Raw genomic sequence first — 19,154 nt, forward strand, 5'->3', positions numbered from 1 at the left:
TATGCGCAAAAAAGCGGCATAGGGCCACTTGGAAAATTTATCCCTTCACCAAAATAGAAAATTAAGAGGTCAAAGACACCAAATTAAAAAACCGCCCCATTCTGTGAAATGAGACGGCTTCTATTAGATATCAATTTATTTGTACGCTGTTTATCATTCAAATGGCTTATACTTGAATTTCTGGCCACCTACCGATAAATCTGCCATTAGCCCTTTTTTAGGTTTTGTAAATACAGCAACCCCGTCGTTGTAATTGGCATTTTTGGCAGCTCCTTTTTTTACAGCTATTGCCGAAGCTTCAGCAGAAAACTTATAAACCCCTTGTTTAAATTCGTTAAGGGCATCTTCGGTTTCAAAAAATATAATCTCGGTAATCTCCTGGCCACCGGCCTGAAGCCCCACATCTATTTTTTTAAGGCTCGCCATTCCCACGGCGGCACCATTTTCATAAACTACACCATTTCCAGAGGCTCCCCCTACAATAAAGGCTCCTTCGCCAACATTTGGGAAGATAACGTACCCAGAGGCATTGTCAAAAAAATGTTCAAGGCCACTATCTGTTTTTTGTAGGTCTTGCCTAGCCGTTTCGGCATCAGATATAATTTTTTGGTCTTTCTCGCTTTGCGAAAAGCCTATAAATGTTATAAATAAACAAATTATTGTTGAATACAATTTTAATGTCTGCATAATAAAAAAGTTTTTATATTAATACTCTTTTTATTTTAATTTTTATGGAATTGTAAATCGTTTAAATTCAGTGTTTTAAAGATATAACAAAATTTCCATATTTATTAACAATTTATAGTTTAAGATTGGTCATTATTAACGCTTTCGATGTTTTTTTTAATGCAATCGTCATCAAGTATTATTGTTTAGTTTATGGAATGGACAGAGGCTCCAACTTCACCTTAAAAAAAGCAAAACATAAATTCTGTTACAACAATCATTGATTTGGTTACATATGGATGCAAGAATCCATAGAACTTTGTAGTGTATCATTTTTTAAAAAATTAAAAATATAGAGCTATGAACAACGAAAAAGTATGGTTAGTAACCGGGGCATCAAAAGGATTGGGGTTGGTCCTAGTGCAAAAATTACTGAACAAGGGCTATAAGGTAGCGGCTACTTCAAGAAATAAAGAAGCCCTGCTAAGTGCAGTAGGGGAGGACAATAACTTTTTACCTCTTCAGGTAGATTTATTGAGCGAGCAAAGTGTTTTATCGGCAATTAATAATATTGTCCAAAAATTTGGGAAGATAGACGTAATTGTAAACAATGCCGGTTATGGGCAAATAGGCACATTGGAAGAATTAACCGACCGCGAGGTACGACAAAATTTCGAGGTAAACGTATTTGGTTGCTTAAACGTTATACGCAATGCCATGCCACATTTACGTGCCAATAAAGGCGGCAGCATATTTAATATTTCTTCCATAGCTGGATTTATAGGGACGTTTCCGGGCTGGGGAATTTATTGTGCCACAAAATATGCCGTTGTAGGTTTTACAGAAGCTTTGGCGGCAGAGGTTAAATCTTTTGGGATTAGTGCAACCATTGTTTATCCCGGATATTTTAGGACAAATTTTCTGCAAAAGAATTCTTTAAGTCGCCCTAAAAAACCGATAAGCGATTATACAGAGGCCAGAGAATTGGAGTTAAAACATATAAACGAAATACAAGGGAACCAGTTAGGAGACCCCGAAAAGGCTGCCACTGTACTTATTGAGGTGGCAGAGAATGGAAATCCGCCACAACATTTGTTTTTAGGGCAGGATTCTTATGATATGGCTCATGCAAAACTGGAGCAGGTCCAAAAAGACATGACGGCATATCAGGCTTTGGCAACAGCCACAGCTTACGATCGTTAAAAAAGTATGTTTGAACCCATGTTCAAATGGCCTTTTCTATTTAGGGTATCTTTTTTAATGCATCACATTAATTTTTTAGATCAACCATATTTAAAAATTAACATTATGAACAAATTTCAAACAAAGACCATAGAAGAAACAAAAGATTATATTGGAACCTGGATTACCAGGGAAGGTGATATCTTACACGAATTATTTCCCAATTACCGCTATGAGCAGGCAAGGGGAACAGAAAAAAAAGTATTTCAAGGCACATACCGCGTTACCGGGAATAGAATAGATTATATTGACGACTCTGGTTTTACGGCCGAGGGGGAAATTAAAAACGGAATGTTATTTCACGGGTTTATGGCTTTTCTGAAAGCAAATTGATTGTTAAATTTACAAAAGAAGATGAAAATGTATAAATTCAAAACCATTAGCAACTATCATCAGTTTGTAAGCTTGCCAAAACCGGAGCATCCGTTGGTGAGCTTGGTGAATTATGGCAACTTACGCTACCCTTTGGATCTTCGGGAAATACGGTGGACTCAAAATTATTATTCCATCGGGCTAAAAAGAAATGTAAGGGGAAAACTAAGGTATGGGCAACAGGAGTACGATTTTGATGAAGGAATCCTGTCGTTTATAGCTCCACAACAGGTATTACATGTAGAACTCGACCAAAGCTCTCCGGTTAAGGCAACGGGATGGCTTTTATTGATCCACCCTGATTTTTTATGGAATACCTCTTTGGCCAGAAAGATTAAAAACTATGATTTTTTTGGTTATGCTGTAAATGAGGCACTGTTTATGTCAGAAAAGGAAGAACATATGATGATTGGCATTCTCAAGAACATCCAAAGAGAATATAGATCGAGCATAGATAAATTCAGCCAGAACATTATTGTTTCCCAAATTGAAGTCTTGTTGAATTATGCCGAGCGTTATTACCAACGGCAGTTTATAACGCGTAACATTTCCAATAACAGGGTTTTAAGTCAAATGGAAGATTTATTGTCGGGTTATTTTGACAAGGAAGAAATTATGGAAAAAGGACTTCCAACCGTGCATGATGCCGCCGAACAATTGCACATGTCGCCAAATTATTTAAGTAGCATGTTAAAAACCCTTACCGGGTTGAATGCTCAACAACATATCCATGAAAAATTAATAGAAAAGGCCAAGGAAAAACTTTCAACAACGGGTTTGTCGGTTAGTGAAATAGCTTATACCTTGGGCTTTGAGCATTCTCAATCGTTTAGCAGGCTTTTTAAGAGCAAGACAAAACTTTCGCCCCTAGCTTTTAGAAAACTGTACAATTGATTTATTTTTTTATGTAACATTTTAATAAATTGTACTACTAACCCAATAAATCAATTAATACATATTTTATTATGATAGCACATGAAATAGATTACCAAATATATGGCGAAGAAATGCAATATGTGGAAATAGAATTGGATCCACAAGAAGCCGTTGTTGCAGAAGCAGGAAGTTTTATGATGATGGACAGTGGTTTGCAAATGGATACTATTTTTGGTGATGGCTCTAACCAAGAGCGCGGGGTTTTGGGTAAACTGTTCTCTGCGGGAAAGCGCTTGTTGACAGGGGAAAGTCTTTTTATGACCGCTTTTTTGAATACCGATATTGCCAAACGAAAGGTGAGTTTTGCCTCTCCATACCCAGGAAAAATAGTGCCTATAGACCTTACGAGGTACCAAGGTAAATTTATTTGCCAAAAAGATGCTTTTTTATGTGCTGCAAAAGGAGTCTCCATCGGGGTAGAATTTTCAAGAAGATTAGGGCGCGGTTTTTTTGGTGGCGAAGGCTTTATAATGCAAAAATTGGAAGGGGACGGAATGGCTTTTGTTCATGCTGGTGGTACATTGGCCAGAAAAGAACTGGCTCCAGGCGAGGTTTTAAAAGTAGATACGGGTTGTATTGTTGGCTTTACAAAAGACGTGGATTATAACATAGAATTTGTTGGGGGCATTAAAAATACGGTGTTCGGTGGCGAAGGGCTGTTTTATGCAACTTTACGCGGCCCGGGAGTGGTTTATATCCAATCGTTGCCATTTAGTAGGCTGGCAAGTCGTGTTTTTGCAGCCGCACCACAACAAAGAGGCAAAAATAAAGGAGAAGGCAGTATTTTAGGAGGTCTGGGAGATATGCTGGATGGCGATAATAGATTTTAATTTTAATAATTGTCGCGAATCCATTCCAATAAAGGGGTCATATGTTTTTTTACATCGGTACTGCCGCCTCTGTAATGATTGTTCATAAAACTAAAAATAAGCGTTTCTCCCGATTTGGTTTTTAAATAACCGCTTAAACAATAATTATTGCTCAACGTGCCCGTTTTTGCATGGATATATGGTGTTGGGTTTCCCTTAAAATAATTTTTAATCGTTCCGGTTTCCCCTCCCGTTGGAAAAATATCAAATAAAATGTCGGTCGGTATTTCTTTGTATAGTTTATTAAGTACAAATACCATGGATTGCGGTGTAAACAAATTATACCTTGACAAGCCAGAACCATCTACCCACCTTGGATTTTGTGGTATGCCCGAAAGTTCATTATCCAATATATAATCTCTTGCCTTATTGCTGCTTAAAGTATCGCTTAGCATAGAAGATGAAAGAATTAACAATTGTTCGGCAATAAAGTTATCGCTTATGTGCATCATTCTTTTATAAACCGTATCTGCTTTTATACCGTATAAAGTGGTTTTTCCCCCTTTAGGAAATTCGTTTGTAATAGCTATAGGCTTTTCAACAATGTTTTCCAATATATGTTTCGTGGTAAGGTTGTCGGTTATAAAGGGAATCTCAATAGTGTCTTTTTCTTCTGGGTCAATATAAAAATGGTTGTTTTTCATAGCTCTTTGGTACTTGGTCTTGGCTAGGGTTACGCTATCCTTAAATAGTAACGGCGAGGCATATAGCGAGTCGGTCTGTGCCAAGGTAACTACATTGCCATATAGTGGCAAAGGGTTTCTTTCTGGGGCATAATAAGCATCAAAGTCGTCCCAGGACCATCCCGGTCCGTAGCGGTGGTCGGTAATATTATTGTAATAAAGCTTGATATTGTTCTGGTTTTTTAAAAACTTAACTAGCGAACTGTCCTTTACATAAGGGTGTAAAGTGGTGGGGTTTCCGAGTCCCTCGATATATAGTTGCCCATTTTTTACTATGTATTTTAATACAGGAAGATTTTCTGGCAATAAAGTATGGGCCGTATAGAGTGTAAATATTTTGGTATTGCTGGCCGGGGTAAAATACTTTTCGCCATTGTAATTAAAAATAGTATCGCCAGACTTAGGGTTATAAACAAAAAAGCCAGTAAACTGATTTTTAAAAAAGTCGGTTTCAAGCTTATCGGTGGTCGTTTTAACAAGTTTTTTATGGGAAGCGCAACCAATTGTAACAATGCTAAGAAAGAGAAGGAGGTTTTTTTTCATTTGATGCAAATAGTTTAAAAATGAAAATTAATAAAAAAATGAGGATAATGTAACGATATTTTTAATTTGCAGGAAAAATACTAACCATTCGTCGGAAAAATATTCGGTATGTAATATATTTTTTTATATTTGGTATCAACCTAAATCTTATTACTAATGTTTAAAAACCCCTTTTCCTTCCATGGAAGAATTCGCAGGACCGAATATGGATTAAGTGTAATAATAGCTGTCTTTGGCTATTTCTTGTCAATTTTTATAACCTCTTTATTAGTCACCTTAATTAAAACAGATGCTACAGGCATAAGTTTATTGTTTTGGGTTTTCTACATTCCGGTAGCATGGTTTAATATAGCGCAAAACACAAAACGCTGCCATGACCTCGGAAACAGTGGATGGTACCAATTAATACCTCTGTATGGTTTTTGGCTTTTATTTGCCGAAGGAAACCCCGGCGGAAATGAATATGGCCCCAACCCTAAGACTATTGGCAATTATGAAGAACTATCTGAGATTGGGAATGCCTAACCTGTACTTGAGATTGCGAGTGAGTAAATTTAACAAATGAAAATTTATTTTAACGCTTATCCAACAATTTTGCTTAAATTATAGCGTTAACTTTAAACCAACCTAAAAATTTAAACTTGAATTAAAATGGCAAGAGCTATGTTTGAGTACACCAAAACGGTGTTGCAAAAGGTGAGTTTCGATCCTAAACTTTTTTGTAGAGAACTGGAAAAAGCCGCCAAAAGGTTACTACCTTACGAATTGGATGAATTAAGAATTTGGCTTAATTTTTACATTCAGGGAAAACCCGAACTTTCTAAATGTTTAATTTATTTCAAACAATAAAAAAAATAAAAGAGGCTGTCTAAGTAAGACAGCCTCTTTTTCGTATACGGGCTCATTTTTCAATTTCCATTACTTTTTATGTATCGGACTGATAATTTTTACATTTTGAAAAGCAATAGCTCCTCTTACAACGCCTGAAATAATATCTTTTAATGCCTCGGTAATATGCATTTTTAATTCACTTTTGTGGTAAATTAAACTTACTTCCCTTGCGGGGTTGGGCTCTTCAAAATAACGCAGGTGCATTTTTTGGGTTTCACTTATATCAAGCGTATGTAAATAGGGCAACAATGTCATTCCCAAGCCTTCATCGGCTAACTTCATCATGGTTTCAAAACTGCCGCTCTCCAATTGAAATTTATCTTCCTTGAAACCTTTTTTAGACTTGCAAAGGTTAATGACGCCGTCCCTAAAGCAATGTCCGTCTTCAAGCAGTAAAATATCATCAATGTCCAGATCTCCAACTTTTACCTTTTTTAATTGGTTCAGCCTATGGTTATCAGGAACATAAGCAACAAAGGGTTCGTAATATAGTACCCGTTCCTTAATGTTTTCATTGTCCAGAGGGGTGGCTGCTATGGCCGCATCCAAATGCCCGTCTTCTAGTTTTTCAATAAGGGTTTGCGTGTTTTGTTCCTCTATTTTAAGATTTACCTTTGGGTATTTTTTTACAAAATTCTTTAAAAACAATGGTAAAATTGTTGGCATCACCGTTGGTATAATGCCTAAGCGGTATTCGCCGCCAATATACCCTTTTTCTTGGTCTACAATGTCTTGAATTCTATAAGATTCATTAACAATATTTCTGGCCTGCTCAACTATTTTTTGGCCAACAGCCGTTAATTGGATGGGTTTTTTGCCCCGGTCGAAAATCAATATGTCCAATTCGTCCTCAAGCTTTTGTATTTGCATACTAAGCGTAGGCTGTGTAACAAAGCTTTTTTCTGCGGCATGTGTAAAGTTTTGATGTTCTGCAACTGCAAGAACGTACTGTAATTGGGTAATGGTCATTCTTTATAATTTTGGGCACAAAAGTACAAAACTATTAGAAAATTTTATAGTTGCAGTTGTAAATCATTTAAAAACCTAATTATAAACTTAGAAACGGATGTTTAACGCAAGGTCCTTATTTTCAACAATAAACTTAGCATCGCTAAATTGTGGCGGTCCGTATGTCATTTCATTGTTGGACATGCCATAACTTTCCATGGGCATTCCCCCGGTGTCAAAATCCATACGTTTGTTGTTATTTTCATCGTGTAACGCCACAATTGCATATTCTCCGGGCTGTACATTTGTAAACTGAACATGGATCTTTCCGTCTTTAATATCACTTTGGAGGTTCATAATGCCCATACCTTTCATGAACGTATCTTTGGTGTTTAATGATAAAAGCACTTTACCGTTGTTATTGGTTATGTTTTCTATTACCACATCTATAGTAATTCCAGAGGTATCCTTTGGAGTTTGTTGGGCGTTCAATGTATGTAAAGTGATGAACGCAAAAAATAAAGCGAGTGTTTTCATAATGTAATTCTTTTTAGATTAATTGATGTCTCAAAGAACTTAAATGAAAAGCCTTGATGCTATTTTTAATTACCGAGTTGTTATTTTTTTATGATGAGCTGTATATTTTTAGATAAGTCCGCGGGCTTTTATTTCCAGGTATTTATTAATGGTGTCTATGGTAAGGTTTTCTGGAGTGGTGAGAATGGAGTAGATACCGTATTTTTTTAGCTCGTTTACAATTAACCTCTTTTCAAAAGCAAACTTTTCGGCAATTACTTTGTCGTAAATTTCTTCAATAATATGCGTTTTTTTATTAATGAGCTGGTCGAGTTCAGTATTTTTAAAGAAAACAACCACCAACAAATGGTTTTTGGCTATAGCTTTTAAATAAGGAAGTTGCCGGTGAAGGGCGTCCAGTGTTTCAAAATTGGTATATAGAAACATTAAGCTTCTTTGGTTGATGTGAGTTTTTACATCTGCATAAAGTCTGCCAAAATCACTTTCAAAAAAATCTGTTTCAACATTGTAAAGCGTTTCCAGAATGAGTGTCATTTGGCTATTACGGCGTTCTGCAACCACTGTGTTCTCCACTTTTTTCGAAAATGTAAACATGCCAGCCTTGTCATGTTTTTTTAATACAACATTGCTAATTATAAGGGTGGCGTTAATGGCATAATCCAGTAGGCTTAGGCCGTTAAAGGGCATTTTCATGACCCGTCCTTTATCGATAACGGAATAGACGGGCTGCGATTTTTCGTCTTGGAACTGGTTAACCATTAACTGGTTTTTCTTAGCGGTGGCCTTCCAGTTTATGGTCCTAATATCGTCTCCCTGAACATATTCCTTAATTTGCTCAAACTCCATGGTATGCCCGATCCTGCGCATTTTTTTAATACCGTACATATGCAGGTTGTTGGAAATGGCCAACAAATCGTATTTTTTAAGTTGAAGAAAGGCCGGATAAGTGGGTACCATAGCCTTATTGTTGTATTTATAACGCTTGCTCACCAGCATCATAAAACTCATTACATACACATTTAAGTACCCAAAATGGTATTCGCCACGTTGTGTAGGCCTTAATTTATATTGAAAAGTTTGTAATTCGTGTGGCTTTAAGCTCTTGGATAGTTTAAAATTCCTAAGCTGAAATTGTTCGGGGATCTCATCAATAATAATTGTTTTTATAAGAAAATTATACCGGTTTTCCAGATGGACTAAAATAACGTTCTCATCTCCGTTTGAAAACTTGTCCGGGGTTTCCCTGTGTGCTACCAGCCCTTTTTTAACAAAGAAAAGAATCAATATATCCAACAAAAAGAAAGCTCCTAATGCAAACAGTGCAATTTGCGAAATAAAGAAAAGCCATGGCACAACAAAACTCAATATAAACATCACCACAATAGCACTTGCGAGATAATAAAACCGGTTTTCTATGTATAGGGATTTTATAAATTTCAATGTTTTGTTTGTTTTAGAGTTGAGAGTTGAGAGTTTAAGGCTAGCTTCACTAACATCAATTAACAATTAATAATTAACGATTTTCTTTTCCTTTTTCTCTCTTCCATTTTTACTAATAACACTTAACTATTCATCAATTAACGAGATTACCTCGGGATTTCAATTGCTTGAATAATCTGCCCTACAATTTGCTTGGCCGTAATCCCTTCCATTTCCTTTTCGGGGGTAATAATAATTCTATGCTGAATTACAGAAAGCGCAACGGCCTTAATGTCCTCTGGGGTAACAAAATCCCTTCCGTTTATGGCGGCATAAGCTTTAGAAGCTTTTAAAATGGCAATTGATGCTCTTGGCGAGGCCCCCATGTATAAAAATTCATTGTTCCGGGTATTGTTGACAAGCTGTGCAATGTATTTTATTAAATGCGGTTCAACAATAATATCGTTTACAATTTTTTGATATTTAACCACGGCTTCCGAAGAAAGAAAAGGGGTAACCTTATCGATTTTTTTATTTTCCTTTAGTTCGTGCTCCCTCTCGATAATTTCAATTTCTTCTTCCAAAGAAGGATAATCAATATCTATTTTAAACAAAAAACGGTCCAATTGGGCTTCTGGCAAACGGTAGGTACCTTCTTGTTCTATTGGGTTTTGCGTAGCCAATACCATAAATGGCGGCGGTAACAGGTAACGTTGCCCGTCAATGGTAATTTGTTTTTCTTCCATTACTTCAAAAAGGGCGGCCTGTGTTTTTGCCGGGGCCCGGTTAATCTCGTCTATAAGCAACATATTGGTAAAAACGGGTCCTTTTTTAAATTCGAATTCCGATTTTTTTAAATCAAAAATAGAAGTCCCCAATATATCCGAAGGCATAAGGTCTGGTGTAAATTGAATCCTGCCAAAATCTACAGTAAGTGTTTTTGCCAATAATTTTGCCGTAATGGTTTTTGCTATTCCGGGCACCCCTTCAATTAAAACATGTCCGTTTGCCAAAAGGGCGGTCAACAACATGTCTATCATGTTTTTTTGGCCAACGATTACTTTTCCAAGTTCCTTTTTTATTTGGTCTACAGACTGTTGAAGCTCGCTTAGGTCGACCCTGTTTTGAAAAGACAGGTCGTCGCTGCTCTTTTGCGGGTCTTGGTTTTCCGGTTGATTATCCATTGATATATCCATGTTTTTTATTTTTTCTGATAAAATTCTTCAATATGTTTATTTAGGTCGATTACATTTTGAGGCGTATGCGTGTCTTTGGATTTTAAAAATACAATGAAGTTTGTTAATTGCTTTATTTTTGTAATATCGGTTCCCGATTTTTTTGATAGCTGTTTTATAAATACATCGTTGAGTACTTGTGTATCCAAATGATAATCGCTCCTTATTTTTTCTAAAAAATACGTTATTTTTTTATCTATTATATTGCTGTGGTCCTTGGTTTCGTAATACAAGTTGGCCACTGTTTTGGTAAACTGCACGGTGGTATTGGACAATGGTTTTATAATTTTAATAATCCGTTGCCTTCTTTTGGCATTAAAGAGCATAAAAGTGGTTACGAACAAAAGCGCCAGCAACCAGGCCCATTTTAAGGATTTTTGACTAAAAACATACCGCAATGACGATGAAGATATTGTTTCTGCGCCATATTTGTTCTGCGTGTCAAAATATACCGTGCCTTCTGGTATATACGATAAAAGGTCTTCTACGTATTTGTAGTTATTTTTTCTCAATAGGTAATAATTGGTAAACAAATAGGGTTGTGTATGCAAGAGTACGGTACCTTTTTTATACTTTATTTTTACAAAATTTATATGGTCTTTCTTAAAGTGCTGGTAGCCTAAAACGGTAGTATTGGCACTGTCCAATTCTTCAAAATAAATATTGCTCAACCCTTTTTCTGTTTTTAAGGAGTCGTTTTTAAAAGCATTGTTGGACAAGGTAAAAAGAGCATCTCCCTTGAAATCGAATTTATTTGCTGTTTTAAAATGAAGGCTGTCTTTTAATAGTTGCGGAAATGTTTCAGTTGAAATAAATGCCGTATTTCCCTTTGCCACAAAACTTAAAATTTCATCATAAGAAGTATTGTCAATGTCAAGCGACTGGTCTATTTTTAAATAATTCCCATTGATGGTGTATGTAGAATCTGCCCAATTGTAATAATTGTCAAAAAACTCAAAAGCGGTTACTTTTATGTTCGTAATGCTGTCGCCTGAAAAAATAGCGGGCAATTCTTGATAAAAAACTTTTAATCCATATGGAATGGTGTGTTTTTCGTTAAAAGTAGGGCTCCAGTCAATGGGTTTTGGCCTGTTCATTTCAAAAATAATGGCCACCGAAAACAGCAGGACCAATATACCGATATATATTTTTAGGGTCTTGCTCATTTTTTAATATTTTTGATAAAGTTTTCAAATCGGTTTGATGCTGTATTGTACTGTTCGGCCTGGATGGAAAACTCGCCGTACCAAATATAATTGTATAGATATGATGCGTAAGAGAATTTCGATTTCAGCTCTTCGTTTTGTAGTTCGTTAAAGTAGTCGCTGTTGGTTTTTTCTACGTCGTATTCAATAAATTCTTTTTCAGAGAGTTCCTTTAAAAGCCATAAATAATAATACCGAATGGCAAGCCTGTAATTTTTAGTAGCGGTCGCCTCTGCAATCAATGTATTAAAATCGGTTTTATATATGTTGCTTTCCACATCTTCAAACTGGATTGTTTTTTTATCGGAACGCTTCCCGAAAACCCATCGTCCTTCTTTATTGAGAACGGCTTTTACAATAAAATAGATAACCGCAAGGACAACCAGAAAGTAAAAAACACGGCTAATAATAGTGGTAAGCCTTCCGGCCTCTACTTGGTTTTCAATGGCAAATAACCTGCCAACAAGGTCTATAAGCCATGCCTTGAACCGGGCAAACCATCCGTTTGGCTTGCTTGTGGTTTCGTATTGATACGCATCTGAATTGTAGGCCTCTTTAAAATCTTCCGAATAATGACGCCGTGACAACGGGGCAGCCTCATCTATCTGCAACGTATCCCGGGAAACCTTTTGCTGGGTTTCCTGCGAAAAGCCCGAATAAATGGCTCCGTATACTATTAGTAAAAATAAAAATAGTGGTTTAAGCTTCATATCTATTTTAAGAGGTTCCTATTTCGTCAATTATGCTTTTGGCATTAATACTTTCTGTATCTTCTTTTAAGCTGAAATAAATTATCCCCTGATTCATTTGAAGAACGGTAATGAGGAATAAATTCAGAAAAAAAGAGAGCACATAAATTGCCGTTATAATGGTTACAAACGGAACGGTGGTTTGTTGAGAAGTGTCTGTATAGCTATCTGCGCCAACCACAATGGCCCCCATGGCAATTAAATAGGGAATCATGGTTATAATGGTCTGTACGGCCTGAACGATAATATAAAACAGGGAAACACAGCCGTTTGTTGCCCAAAACTTTTTAAAGGCCATGGAAAAGCTGTAAGAAAAACAGTCAAAAACCCCTTTATCGGTTTTTAGGTATTCTATAAAGGCAATAAAATAAAACTGTGCCAGCCATGATAGAACAATTAATACCAACGGTATGCCAATTATGGTAACAATAAGTACGGTACATGCAATAAAGGCAAAAATAAAAACCGGAATGGCCAAAAGCAGTCCGGCGAGAAGGTATATAAAAAATTTCCCGGCATTTGCTTTCAGGGCTTTTATAATTTCCTGCTTTGTAAAATTGTACCCTGTATGTTTTTCGTATAAAATAAAATAGATAGGGGTGTAGGCATAGTTTATTATTCCAACAAGCAATAAAAGTCCAAAAAAGGCAAGAAACAGCAATAAAAACAATATGGGGTTGTTATCTATAAAGCTGGGAGAAAAAACTCCGTTTTGTGTGCTGTACGAGTCAAAAGTTAAATAGGAAGTATACAATTTTGAAAAAATAAAAACGACCACCAGCAGCGTTAAGATAAAAACGCCGTTTACAATGAAATAATTTTTATAGAAATGTTTTCCGTTTTGTTTTAAAAAAGAAAACGTATCAGAAAAATAATCGCCAAAAGTTCTGGATTTATAGAGTTGCATATGCTTTTTGTAGTTTTTTGTATACAGTTTTTGGGTAAATTAAATAGTAATATGAAATGATGCCCAGCGTAAGCAAAATAATGCCGACAGACAAGAAATGGGGCATGGCATTGGAATAACGCGTAACAAACCCTTCCAGGAAACCTGCCGCAAAAGTAAAGGGGAAGGTGCTTATTAATATTTTAACCCCATCTTTTACACCAATTTTAAACGATTCTTTTCTGGACAGTGTTTTTGGAAACAAAATACTTGCCCCGAGCACAAGCCCCGCAGCGCCTTCTACTACAATGGCAAAAATTTCCATTGCCCCATGAATCCAGATACCGCGTATGCTTTCCCATAAAACTCCTTCGGCCTGGAACATATATTGAAAAGCGCCCAGCATAATACCGTTTTGCAATAAAACCCAAGCGGTTCCCAAACCGCCAAAAACCCCATAAATAAAAGAACGGATGCCTACATAAAGGTTGTTAAGGGTAATGCCTATAAAACTTCCCCAATTGCTACCACTTTTATAAATGGCCACTGGATCCCCGTTTTGAATGTTTTCCAAGGTCTTATTCACATAATCGTCGCCCAATATCAACCTGATGAAAGCATCGTCGTTGGCGGCCGAAATAACACCTATGGCAACAAACGATAAAAATAAAATAAACGCATAGGCCACGTAACGTCTATATTGATAAACAATAAGCGGGACTTCAACTTTCCAAAAAGTTACAAACCTATTGGTGTCCTGCCTTTTGGTCCTGTAAATTTTCTGAAAAGCTTTGGCGGCCAACTGGTTTAAATATTTAATTACCTTACTTTTAGGATAATATGTTTGCGCATATGCCAAATCATTGATTAAATGTACGTACTGGGAAGCGAGATCGTCGGGATCTTTAAATCTATTATTGAAAATAGCCTTTTCAAAACTGAGCCATTTTTCTTTATTTTGCTTGATAAATGCGACTTCTCTCATGTAGAATAAAAAGTCTAAAATAAGCAAGAAAATGTCAGAGTTACAAATTAACACAACACAAAATGTAAACATAATGTTTACAGCGGCTTCGGTAGGAGAGCGGATTCTGGCATACGGGATTGATTTTCTTATCAAAATAGCCTATGCATCGACAATAGGTTATGTAATATTTAACGTGTTGGGGTTGTGGGACATAATGAAACAAATGGACCAGTGGTCGCAAGCGGCTATTATTATTGTTTTTTTACTGCCCATAATTTTTTATACCCTAATTTTTGAATCGGTTTTAGAAGGGCAGACCATCGGGAAAAAAGTAGTAAAAATAAAAGTAGTAAAAATAGATGGTTACCAAGCGTCGTTTCCCGATTATATTGTAAGGTGGTTTTTTAGGATTATAGATATTAATATGATGAGCGGAATTATAGGTTTGGTCTCCATTATAATTAGCGACAAAAACCAGCGCCTGGGCGATATTACTGCCGGGACTTCTGTAATTAGCCTAAAAGACAAGGTAACCATAGACCATACCATTCTTGAAAATTTAAAGGAAGATTACAAGCCCACCTATCCGCAGGTAATAAAACTGTCGGACAACGACGCAAGGATTATCAAGGAAACATTTGAAAGGGCCCGATTGGCATCCGACCATAAAATGATGCTAAAACTAAAAAAGAAAATAGTGGAAGTTACGGGAATCACTCCCGTTCATAACGAAACACATACCTTTGTGAGAATTGTTTTAAAAGATTATAATTACTATACACAACATATGTAAATGTTTTATTATATCATTGATTTATTGGGTACGGTGGCCTTTACCATTTCGGGAGTTATGGTTGCCATGAACAAACGCCTTGATGCTTTTGGCATTTTTATTATTGGCTTTGTAACTGCTTTGGGCGGGGGAACCGTGCGCGATATACTTTTGGGCGTAAAACCGGTTACTTGGTTAATAAATTCTACTTATATGTATGTGGTAATCGGGACCGTGCTCTTTGCCGTTTTTTTCAGAAGTAAATTAAAATACCTTAATATATCGCTGTTCCTTTTCGATACCATTGGTATTGGGCTATATACCGTTGTGGGCGTAGAAAAGGGGATAGCGGCAGGACTGCACCCCATTATGTGCATTGCATTGGGCACCATAAGTGCGTGTTTTGGCGGGGTATTGAGGGATATCCTGTGTAATGAAATCCCCGTGATATTTAGAAAAGAAATCTATGCAACGGCCTGTATCTTGGGCGGGATAAGTTATTTTGTTTTAACACTGTTTAATATTAAAAGCAATATTGTGTTTGCAATTCCCATAATCGTTGTTATTCTAGTGCGGTTGCTGGCCGTTAAATACAAATTGCAGCTCCCCTCGGTTTATGGAAAAGAGGAGTAGAGGTTCGGAATTCAAAGGTTCAAAGTTTCAAAGGTTCGGAGAAATGTTAACTGTTATTAGTTAATAGTCCAACGAAAAAACTCAAACCTCGAATAGTGATAAGGGAAAAGGGGAAAGTGACTAGGGAAAAGGTTAATTGTTATTAGTTAATAGGCCAAGTAATGTGAACATCGAAAAAGCGACTCGAAGTGATGAACTTTACTCGTTGATTGTTGTTAGATCAATTTTAACCTTTGAACTCTAAACCCTCAAATCTCAACAACATAACAGTGTAACAACTAAAAAAAACTGAAACCAGCACCCGTAATATTATTCAATAATCTCGACCGATTTTATTACAACGTTCGTTAGTGGCCATTCATCGTCCCCGGTGGGCACATTGTTTATTTTGTCAACCACATCCATTCCAGAAACAACTTTACCAAACGCCGTATATTTCCCATCCAAATGATGCGCTCCATTTTTTGCCGTAACAATAAAAAACTCATAAGGAGAAGCCAGTTTATGCGGGTTTGCCACATCGTCGCTACTTGGCATGGAAACCGTTCCCCTGCTGTGTGTATAGCCTTTTCGGGTATCTGGGGGCAATAAATAAAACCCAATGCTGTCCCTCCGCTTTGCGGTAGAAACCATATCGGTATTTCCTCCTTGAATGATAAAGTCCTTTACCACCCGGTGAAAATAGGTACCGTTAAAATATTCTTTCTTTGTCAAATAAATAAAGTTGGCCCGGTGGTACGGCGTTTTTTCATATAAATCTATTACAAAACTGCCTTTAGAAGTACGTATGCGCACCTTGTGTTCCTTGTGTTCTTTTTGATATTCAAATAAAAACGGAATGGCATTATCTTCGGTCAGTACAAACCTTTTTTCTTCTTCTTTTTCCTTTTGGGCCTTTTTAATGGCGGCCGAATCTATTTTAACGGTATCTTTTGTTTTTTCTCTACTGGTTCCCTTTTCTTTTTTAGAGGAATTGCCGCAAGCGGATAAAATAAATAGTAGTAATATTGTAAATGCTCTAACGGTATAATATTGCATATGAAGTTTACTGATTTTTACGATTTGATTCCAAAAATAAAAAATATGCCGCTACCCGGGCAAGAATCGCACAATAAAATGGCCCCTGCCATCCGGGTACAGGAACTGGAAAAGTTAAAGCTAGAAAATAAAAACCCACGAAAAGCAGGTGTAATAAGCCTTTTTTATCCAGATGAAGCCCTACAGACCCGGTTGTTGTTAATTTTAAGGAAGACCTACAACGGGGTACATTCCAACCAAGTAGGTTTTCCCGGCGGAAAGGTAGAGCTATCTGATAAAAACATAGAAGAAACGGCACTTAGGGAAACATGGGAAGAAGTGGGCGTATCGCCCAAAAAAATCGAGCTGGTAAAACAAATGTCTTCGGTGTACATCCCGCCAAGCAACTTTTTGGTACAGCCGTTTATAGGGGTTTCTACCAATAATCTCGTATTTACAAAACAAGACGATGAGGTTGAAGAAATTATAGAAGTACTCTTTACCGATTTTATGGATGATACCGTGGTCTTCGAGGAAAGCTTAACCACATCTTATGCAACAAACATAGAAGTGCCCGCTTTTAAACTTAACGATTATACAGTGTGGGGAGCCACCGCCATGATGCTAAGCGAGGTTAAAGAAATGTTTAAAAAGCTATTGTAAGGCTAAGTTTTTGTATTTTTGATGTTTTTTTAACACGCAAACTATTAACTATAACTCAATGGGGTTGTTTAAACGAAATCCTTTCGGACACATATTATTTTTAAAAAAATGGCTTATCCGTATTGCCGGACTTATGACGCACAGGCGTTACCGCGGTTTTAACGAATTGCAGATTGAAGGCTCGGAGGTTATAAAAAACCTTCCGGAAAGCGGGGTCCTTTTTGTTTCCAACCACCAAACTTATTTTGCCGATGTAGTGGCCATGTTCCATGTGTTTAATGCCAGCTTAAGCGGACGCGGTGACTCCATTAAGGATGTAACCTATTTATGGCAGCCAAAACTTAATATTTATTATGTGGCGGCCAAGGAAACCATGAAATCGGGACTGCTCCCCAAAATACTTGCCTATGCCGGTTCCATAAGTATAGAACGCACTTGGCGCGCCGGAGGGCAGGATATAAACAGGCAGGTTAAAATGAGCGATATCTCTAATATAAAAAAGGCACTGGAAGACGGTTGGGTAATAACTTTTCCGCAAGGCACAACAAGACCTTGGAAGCCCATCAGGAAAGGGACTGCACACATTATTAAACAATACAAACCTATTGTAATCCCGGTGGTTATAGATGGTTTTAGACGCTCTTTCGACAGGAAGGGGCTCCGTATAAAGAAAAAAGGCATCCTTCAGTCCATGGTAATAAAAGAACCCTTGGAAATAGACTACGAGAACGAATCCATTAATGAGATTGTAGAAAAAATAGAATACGCCATAGAGCAGCACCCATCTTTTCTAAAAGTTATCCCCGAACAGGCCATTGCAGAAATGGAAGATCTTAACAAAACCAGAAAATGGAAGTATTGATGGATTGCCCGTATTTAAACAACTTCCATGCTTGTATTTAAAGCGACCATAGAAATTATCGGGATTAACCCATTTGTGCATGTTCCTGAAGCTATATTGACGGAAATTTTTAAACAAGCCGGGAAAAACAAAGGCCCTGTTCCCATTCGTGGTACCATTAACAGAAAAAAGTATGTGCAGACATTGGTGAAATATAAAGGCGACTGGCGGTTTTATGTCAACACGGCCATGTTGAAAAATTCTCCGAAACGTATTGGCGAAACCGTTGAAATAACTATTGAATACGATCCCAGCGACAGGACCATCAAGCCGCACCCAAAACTATTGGAGGCCTTGAACAAAGACAAAAATGCCCAAAAAGTATTTACGGGCCTTCCCCCTTCATTGCAAAAAGAAATTGTACGTTATATAGCATCCCTAAAAACCGAGGAGATCATCCAAAGAAATATAAAACGTGCCATAAACTTCCTAAACGGTAAAGAAAGGTTTATTGGCAGGGATAAACCCTAAATGCTTCATATTATGCCGTGTGGTTGAAAGAAAGTTTATAATTCCTGGTAGTATACCACGCAACCAAAACATAAAAACTTCATCTAAATAAAAGGGATGGAACGTATATTAAAGTTATCCGTTATTATAGTGTATGCAATATTGTTGAAAAGTTGCAGTGACGATGACGACAATGCCACCATAAACGGCAGCTCGATTCTTGGAACATGGCAGTTGACTGAAAGCTATATGGATACGGGAGACGGAACCGGAGATTGGGAAACCGCCGAAGGGATTTATACATATACTTTTTTAAAAAATGGCACGTTTACGTCTTCTCAATTCTCTAAATGCGATACGGGCACGTATGTTTTAAATGAAAACCAGTTAACGCTCAACTATGCATGCGATACCCTTGATGAGCCCCTAAAGATTGCCGATGGAAAACTGGTGGCCAAAATAAAGTATAATGAATCCATCTTGGAACTTACCCCTATAGAGCCTGCCTGCGTGGAGGGCTGCGGCTATAGGTTTGAAAAAACCCTCATTACAACAAACGGGGATAAATAG

Annotated in this window: 23 protein-coding genes; 12 read left to right on the forward strand and 11 right to left on the reverse strand. The window is 37.1% G+C overall.

Translation table 11 applies throughout. From position 1 onward, the window contains the following. Positions 1-153: 153 nt before the first annotated feature. Complete coding sequence (locus PSF86_RS04545) at positions 154-687, reverse strand: lipid-binding SYLF domain-containing protein (RefSeq protein ID WP_277898872.1); 534 nt, start codon at positions 685-687, stop codon at positions 154-156. 339 nt (positions 688-1,026) lie between these two features. Here PSF86_RS04545 and PSF86_RS04550 point away from each other — a divergent pair, with 339 nt between their 5' ends. The 4 genes from PSF86_RS04550 (at position 1,027) to PSF86_RS04565 (ending at position 4,046) form a co-directional block, all read left to right on the forward strand. After that, positions 1,027-1,869: an SDR family oxidoreductase gene (locus PSF86_RS04550; protein WP_277898873.1), complete on the forward strand. Its 843-nt coding sequence runs from the start codon at positions 1,027-1,029 to the stop codon at positions 1,867-1,869. Positions 1,870-1,974: 105 nt separating this feature from the next. Further along, entirely contained in the window at positions 1,975-2,241 is a 267-nt protein-coding gene (locus PSF86_RS04555; RefSeq protein ID WP_277898874.1) for an Atu4866 domain-containing protein, read from the forward strand. Positions 2,242-2,268: 27 nt separating this feature from the next. Further along, on the forward strand, positions 2,269-3,174 hold the full coding sequence (locus PSF86_RS04560; protein WP_277898875.1) for a helix-turn-helix domain-containing protein: 906 nt from the start codon (positions 2,269-2,271) through the stop codon (positions 3,172-3,174). Between the two features lie 71 nt (positions 3,175-3,245). Beyond that, positions 3,246-4,046: a TIGR00266 family protein gene (locus PSF86_RS04565; protein ID WP_277898876.1), complete on the forward strand. Its 801-nt coding sequence runs from the start codon at positions 3,246-3,248 to the stop codon at positions 4,044-4,046. Positions 4,047-4,048: 2 nt separating this feature from the next. Here the strand turns inward: PSF86_RS04565 and PSF86_RS04570 are convergent, their stop codons facing one another. After that, positions 4,049-5,311 carry a D-alanyl-D-alanine carboxypeptidase/D-alanyl-D-alanine-endopeptidase gene (locus PSF86_RS04570; RefSeq protein WP_277898877.1) on the reverse strand — a complete coding sequence of 421 codons (1,263 nt, stop codon included), beginning with the start codon at positions 5,309-5,311 and terminating at the stop codon, positions 4,049-4,051. Between the two features lie 156 nt (positions 5,312-5,467). On the opposite strand from PSF86_RS04570, the gene PSF86_RS04575 reads away from it, so the two are divergent. Both PSF86_RS04575 and PSF86_RS04580 read left to right on the forward strand, forming a co-directional pair. Beyond that, a complete protein-coding gene (locus PSF86_RS04575; protein WP_277898878.1) occupies positions 5,468-5,836 on the forward strand; it encodes a DUF805 domain-containing protein in 369 nt (122 codons plus the stop codon). 126 nt (positions 5,837-5,962) lie between these two features. Continuing rightward, on the forward strand, positions 5,963-6,160 hold the full coding sequence (locus tag PSF86_RS04580; protein WP_277898879.1) for a hypothetical protein: 198 nt from the start codon (positions 5,963-5,965) through the stop codon (positions 6,158-6,160). A 69-nt stretch (positions 6,161-6,229) separates the two neighbouring features. On the opposite strand, the gene PSF86_RS04585 is transcribed toward PSF86_RS04580, so the two are convergent. The 8 genes from PSF86_RS04585 to PSF86_RS04620 all read right to left on the reverse strand — a co-directional run bounded on the left by PSF86_RS04585 (position 6,230) and on the right by PSF86_RS04620 (position 14,166). Further along, a complete protein-coding gene (locus PSF86_RS04585) occupies positions 6,230-7,171 on the reverse strand; it encodes a LysR family transcriptional regulator (protein ID WP_277898880.1) in 942 nt (313 codons plus the stop codon). A gap of 87 nt (positions 7,172-7,258) precedes the next feature. Further along, the gene (locus PSF86_RS04590; protein WP_277898881.1) at positions 7,259-7,687 is read right to left on the reverse strand and encodes a DUF2141 domain-containing protein; all 429 of its coding nucleotides are present in this window, start codon (positions 7,685-7,687) and stop codon (positions 7,259-7,261) included. Between the two features lie 108 nt (positions 7,688-7,795). Beyond that, positions 7,796-9,127 carry a DUF58 domain-containing protein gene (locus tag PSF86_RS04595; RefSeq protein WP_277898882.1) on the reverse strand — a complete coding sequence of 444 codons (1,332 nt, stop codon included), beginning with the start codon at positions 9,125-9,127 and terminating at the stop codon, positions 7,796-7,798. 146 nt (positions 9,128-9,273) lie between these two features. Continuing rightward, positions 9,274-10,302: an AAA family ATPase gene (locus PSF86_RS04600; RefSeq protein WP_277898883.1), complete on the reverse strand. Its 1,029-nt coding sequence runs from the start codon at positions 10,300-10,302 to the stop codon at positions 9,274-9,276. A 5-nt stretch (positions 10,303-10,307) separates the two neighbouring features. After that, positions 10,308-11,507, reverse strand: coding sequence for a DUF4350 domain-containing protein (locus PSF86_RS04605; RefSeq protein ID WP_277898884.1), 1,200 nt, complete (start codon positions 11,505-11,507; stop codon positions 10,308-10,310). Beyond that, entirely contained in the window at positions 11,504-12,256 is a 753-nt protein-coding gene (locus tag PSF86_RS04610; protein ID WP_277898885.1) for a DUF4129 domain-containing protein, read from the reverse strand. The genes PSF86_RS04605 and PSF86_RS04610 overlap by 4 nt, the downstream gene beginning before the upstream one ends. A gap of 7 nt (positions 12,257-12,263) precedes the next feature. Continuing rightward, the gene (locus tag PSF86_RS04615; protein WP_277898886.1) at positions 12,264-13,202 is read right to left on the reverse strand and encodes a hypothetical protein; all 939 of its coding nucleotides are present in this window, start codon (positions 13,200-13,202) and stop codon (positions 12,264-12,266) included. Continuing rightward, a complete protein-coding gene (locus PSF86_RS04620; RefSeq protein WP_277898887.1) occupies positions 13,189-14,166 on the reverse strand; it encodes a stage II sporulation protein M in 978 nt (325 codons plus the stop codon). The genes PSF86_RS04615 and PSF86_RS04620 overlap by 14 nt, the downstream gene beginning before the upstream one ends. 31 nt (positions 14,167-14,197) lie before the next feature. Between PSF86_RS04620 and PSF86_RS04625 the strand changes: the two genes are divergently transcribed. Then, positions 14,198-14,941: an RDD family protein gene (locus tag PSF86_RS04625; protein ID WP_277898888.1), complete on the forward strand. Its 744-nt coding sequence runs from the start codon at positions 14,198-14,200 to the stop codon at positions 14,939-14,941. Then, positions 14,942-15,553, forward strand: a complete 612-nt coding sequence (locus tag PSF86_RS04630; protein ID WP_277898889.1) for a trimeric intracellular cation channel family protein — start codon at positions 14,942-14,944, stop codon at positions 15,551-15,553. Positions 15,554-15,862: 309 nt separating this feature from the next. Here the strand turns inward: PSF86_RS04630 and PSF86_RS04635 are convergent, their stop codons facing one another. Continuing rightward, entirely contained in the window at positions 15,863-16,591 is a 729-nt protein-coding gene (locus PSF86_RS04635; protein WP_277898890.1) for a peptidylprolyl isomerase, read from the reverse strand. Between PSF86_RS04635 and PSF86_RS04640 the strand changes: the two genes are divergently transcribed. The 4 genes from PSF86_RS04640 (at position 16,592) to PSF86_RS04655 (ending at position 19,154) form a co-directional block, all read left to right on the forward strand. Continuing rightward, entirely contained in the window at positions 16,592-17,233 is a 642-nt protein-coding gene (locus tag PSF86_RS04640) for an NUDIX hydrolase (protein ID WP_277898891.1), read from the forward strand. A gap of 58 nt (positions 17,234-17,291) precedes the next feature. Further along, positions 17,292-18,095 (forward strand): lysophospholipid acyltransferase family protein, encoded by an 804-nt coding sequence (locus PSF86_RS04645; RefSeq protein WP_277898892.1) that lies wholly within the window; start codon positions 17,292-17,294, stop codon positions 18,093-18,095. Positions 18,096-18,122: 27 nt separating this feature from the next. Continuing rightward, complete coding sequence (locus PSF86_RS04650) at positions 18,123-18,605, forward strand: YdeI/OmpD-associated family protein (RefSeq protein WP_277898893.1); 483 nt, start codon at positions 18,123-18,125, stop codon at positions 18,603-18,605. 96 nt (positions 18,606-18,701) lie between these two features. Then, positions 18,702-19,154, forward strand: coding sequence for a lipocalin-like domain-containing protein (locus tag PSF86_RS04655; RefSeq protein WP_277898894.1), 453 nt, complete (start codon positions 18,702-18,704; stop codon positions 19,152-19,154).

Source organism: Galbibacter pacificus (assembly GCF_029603165.1).
GTDB classification, from domain to species: Bacteria; Bacteroidota; Bacteroidia; order Flavobacteriales; family Flavobacteriaceae; genus Galbibacter; species Galbibacter pacificus.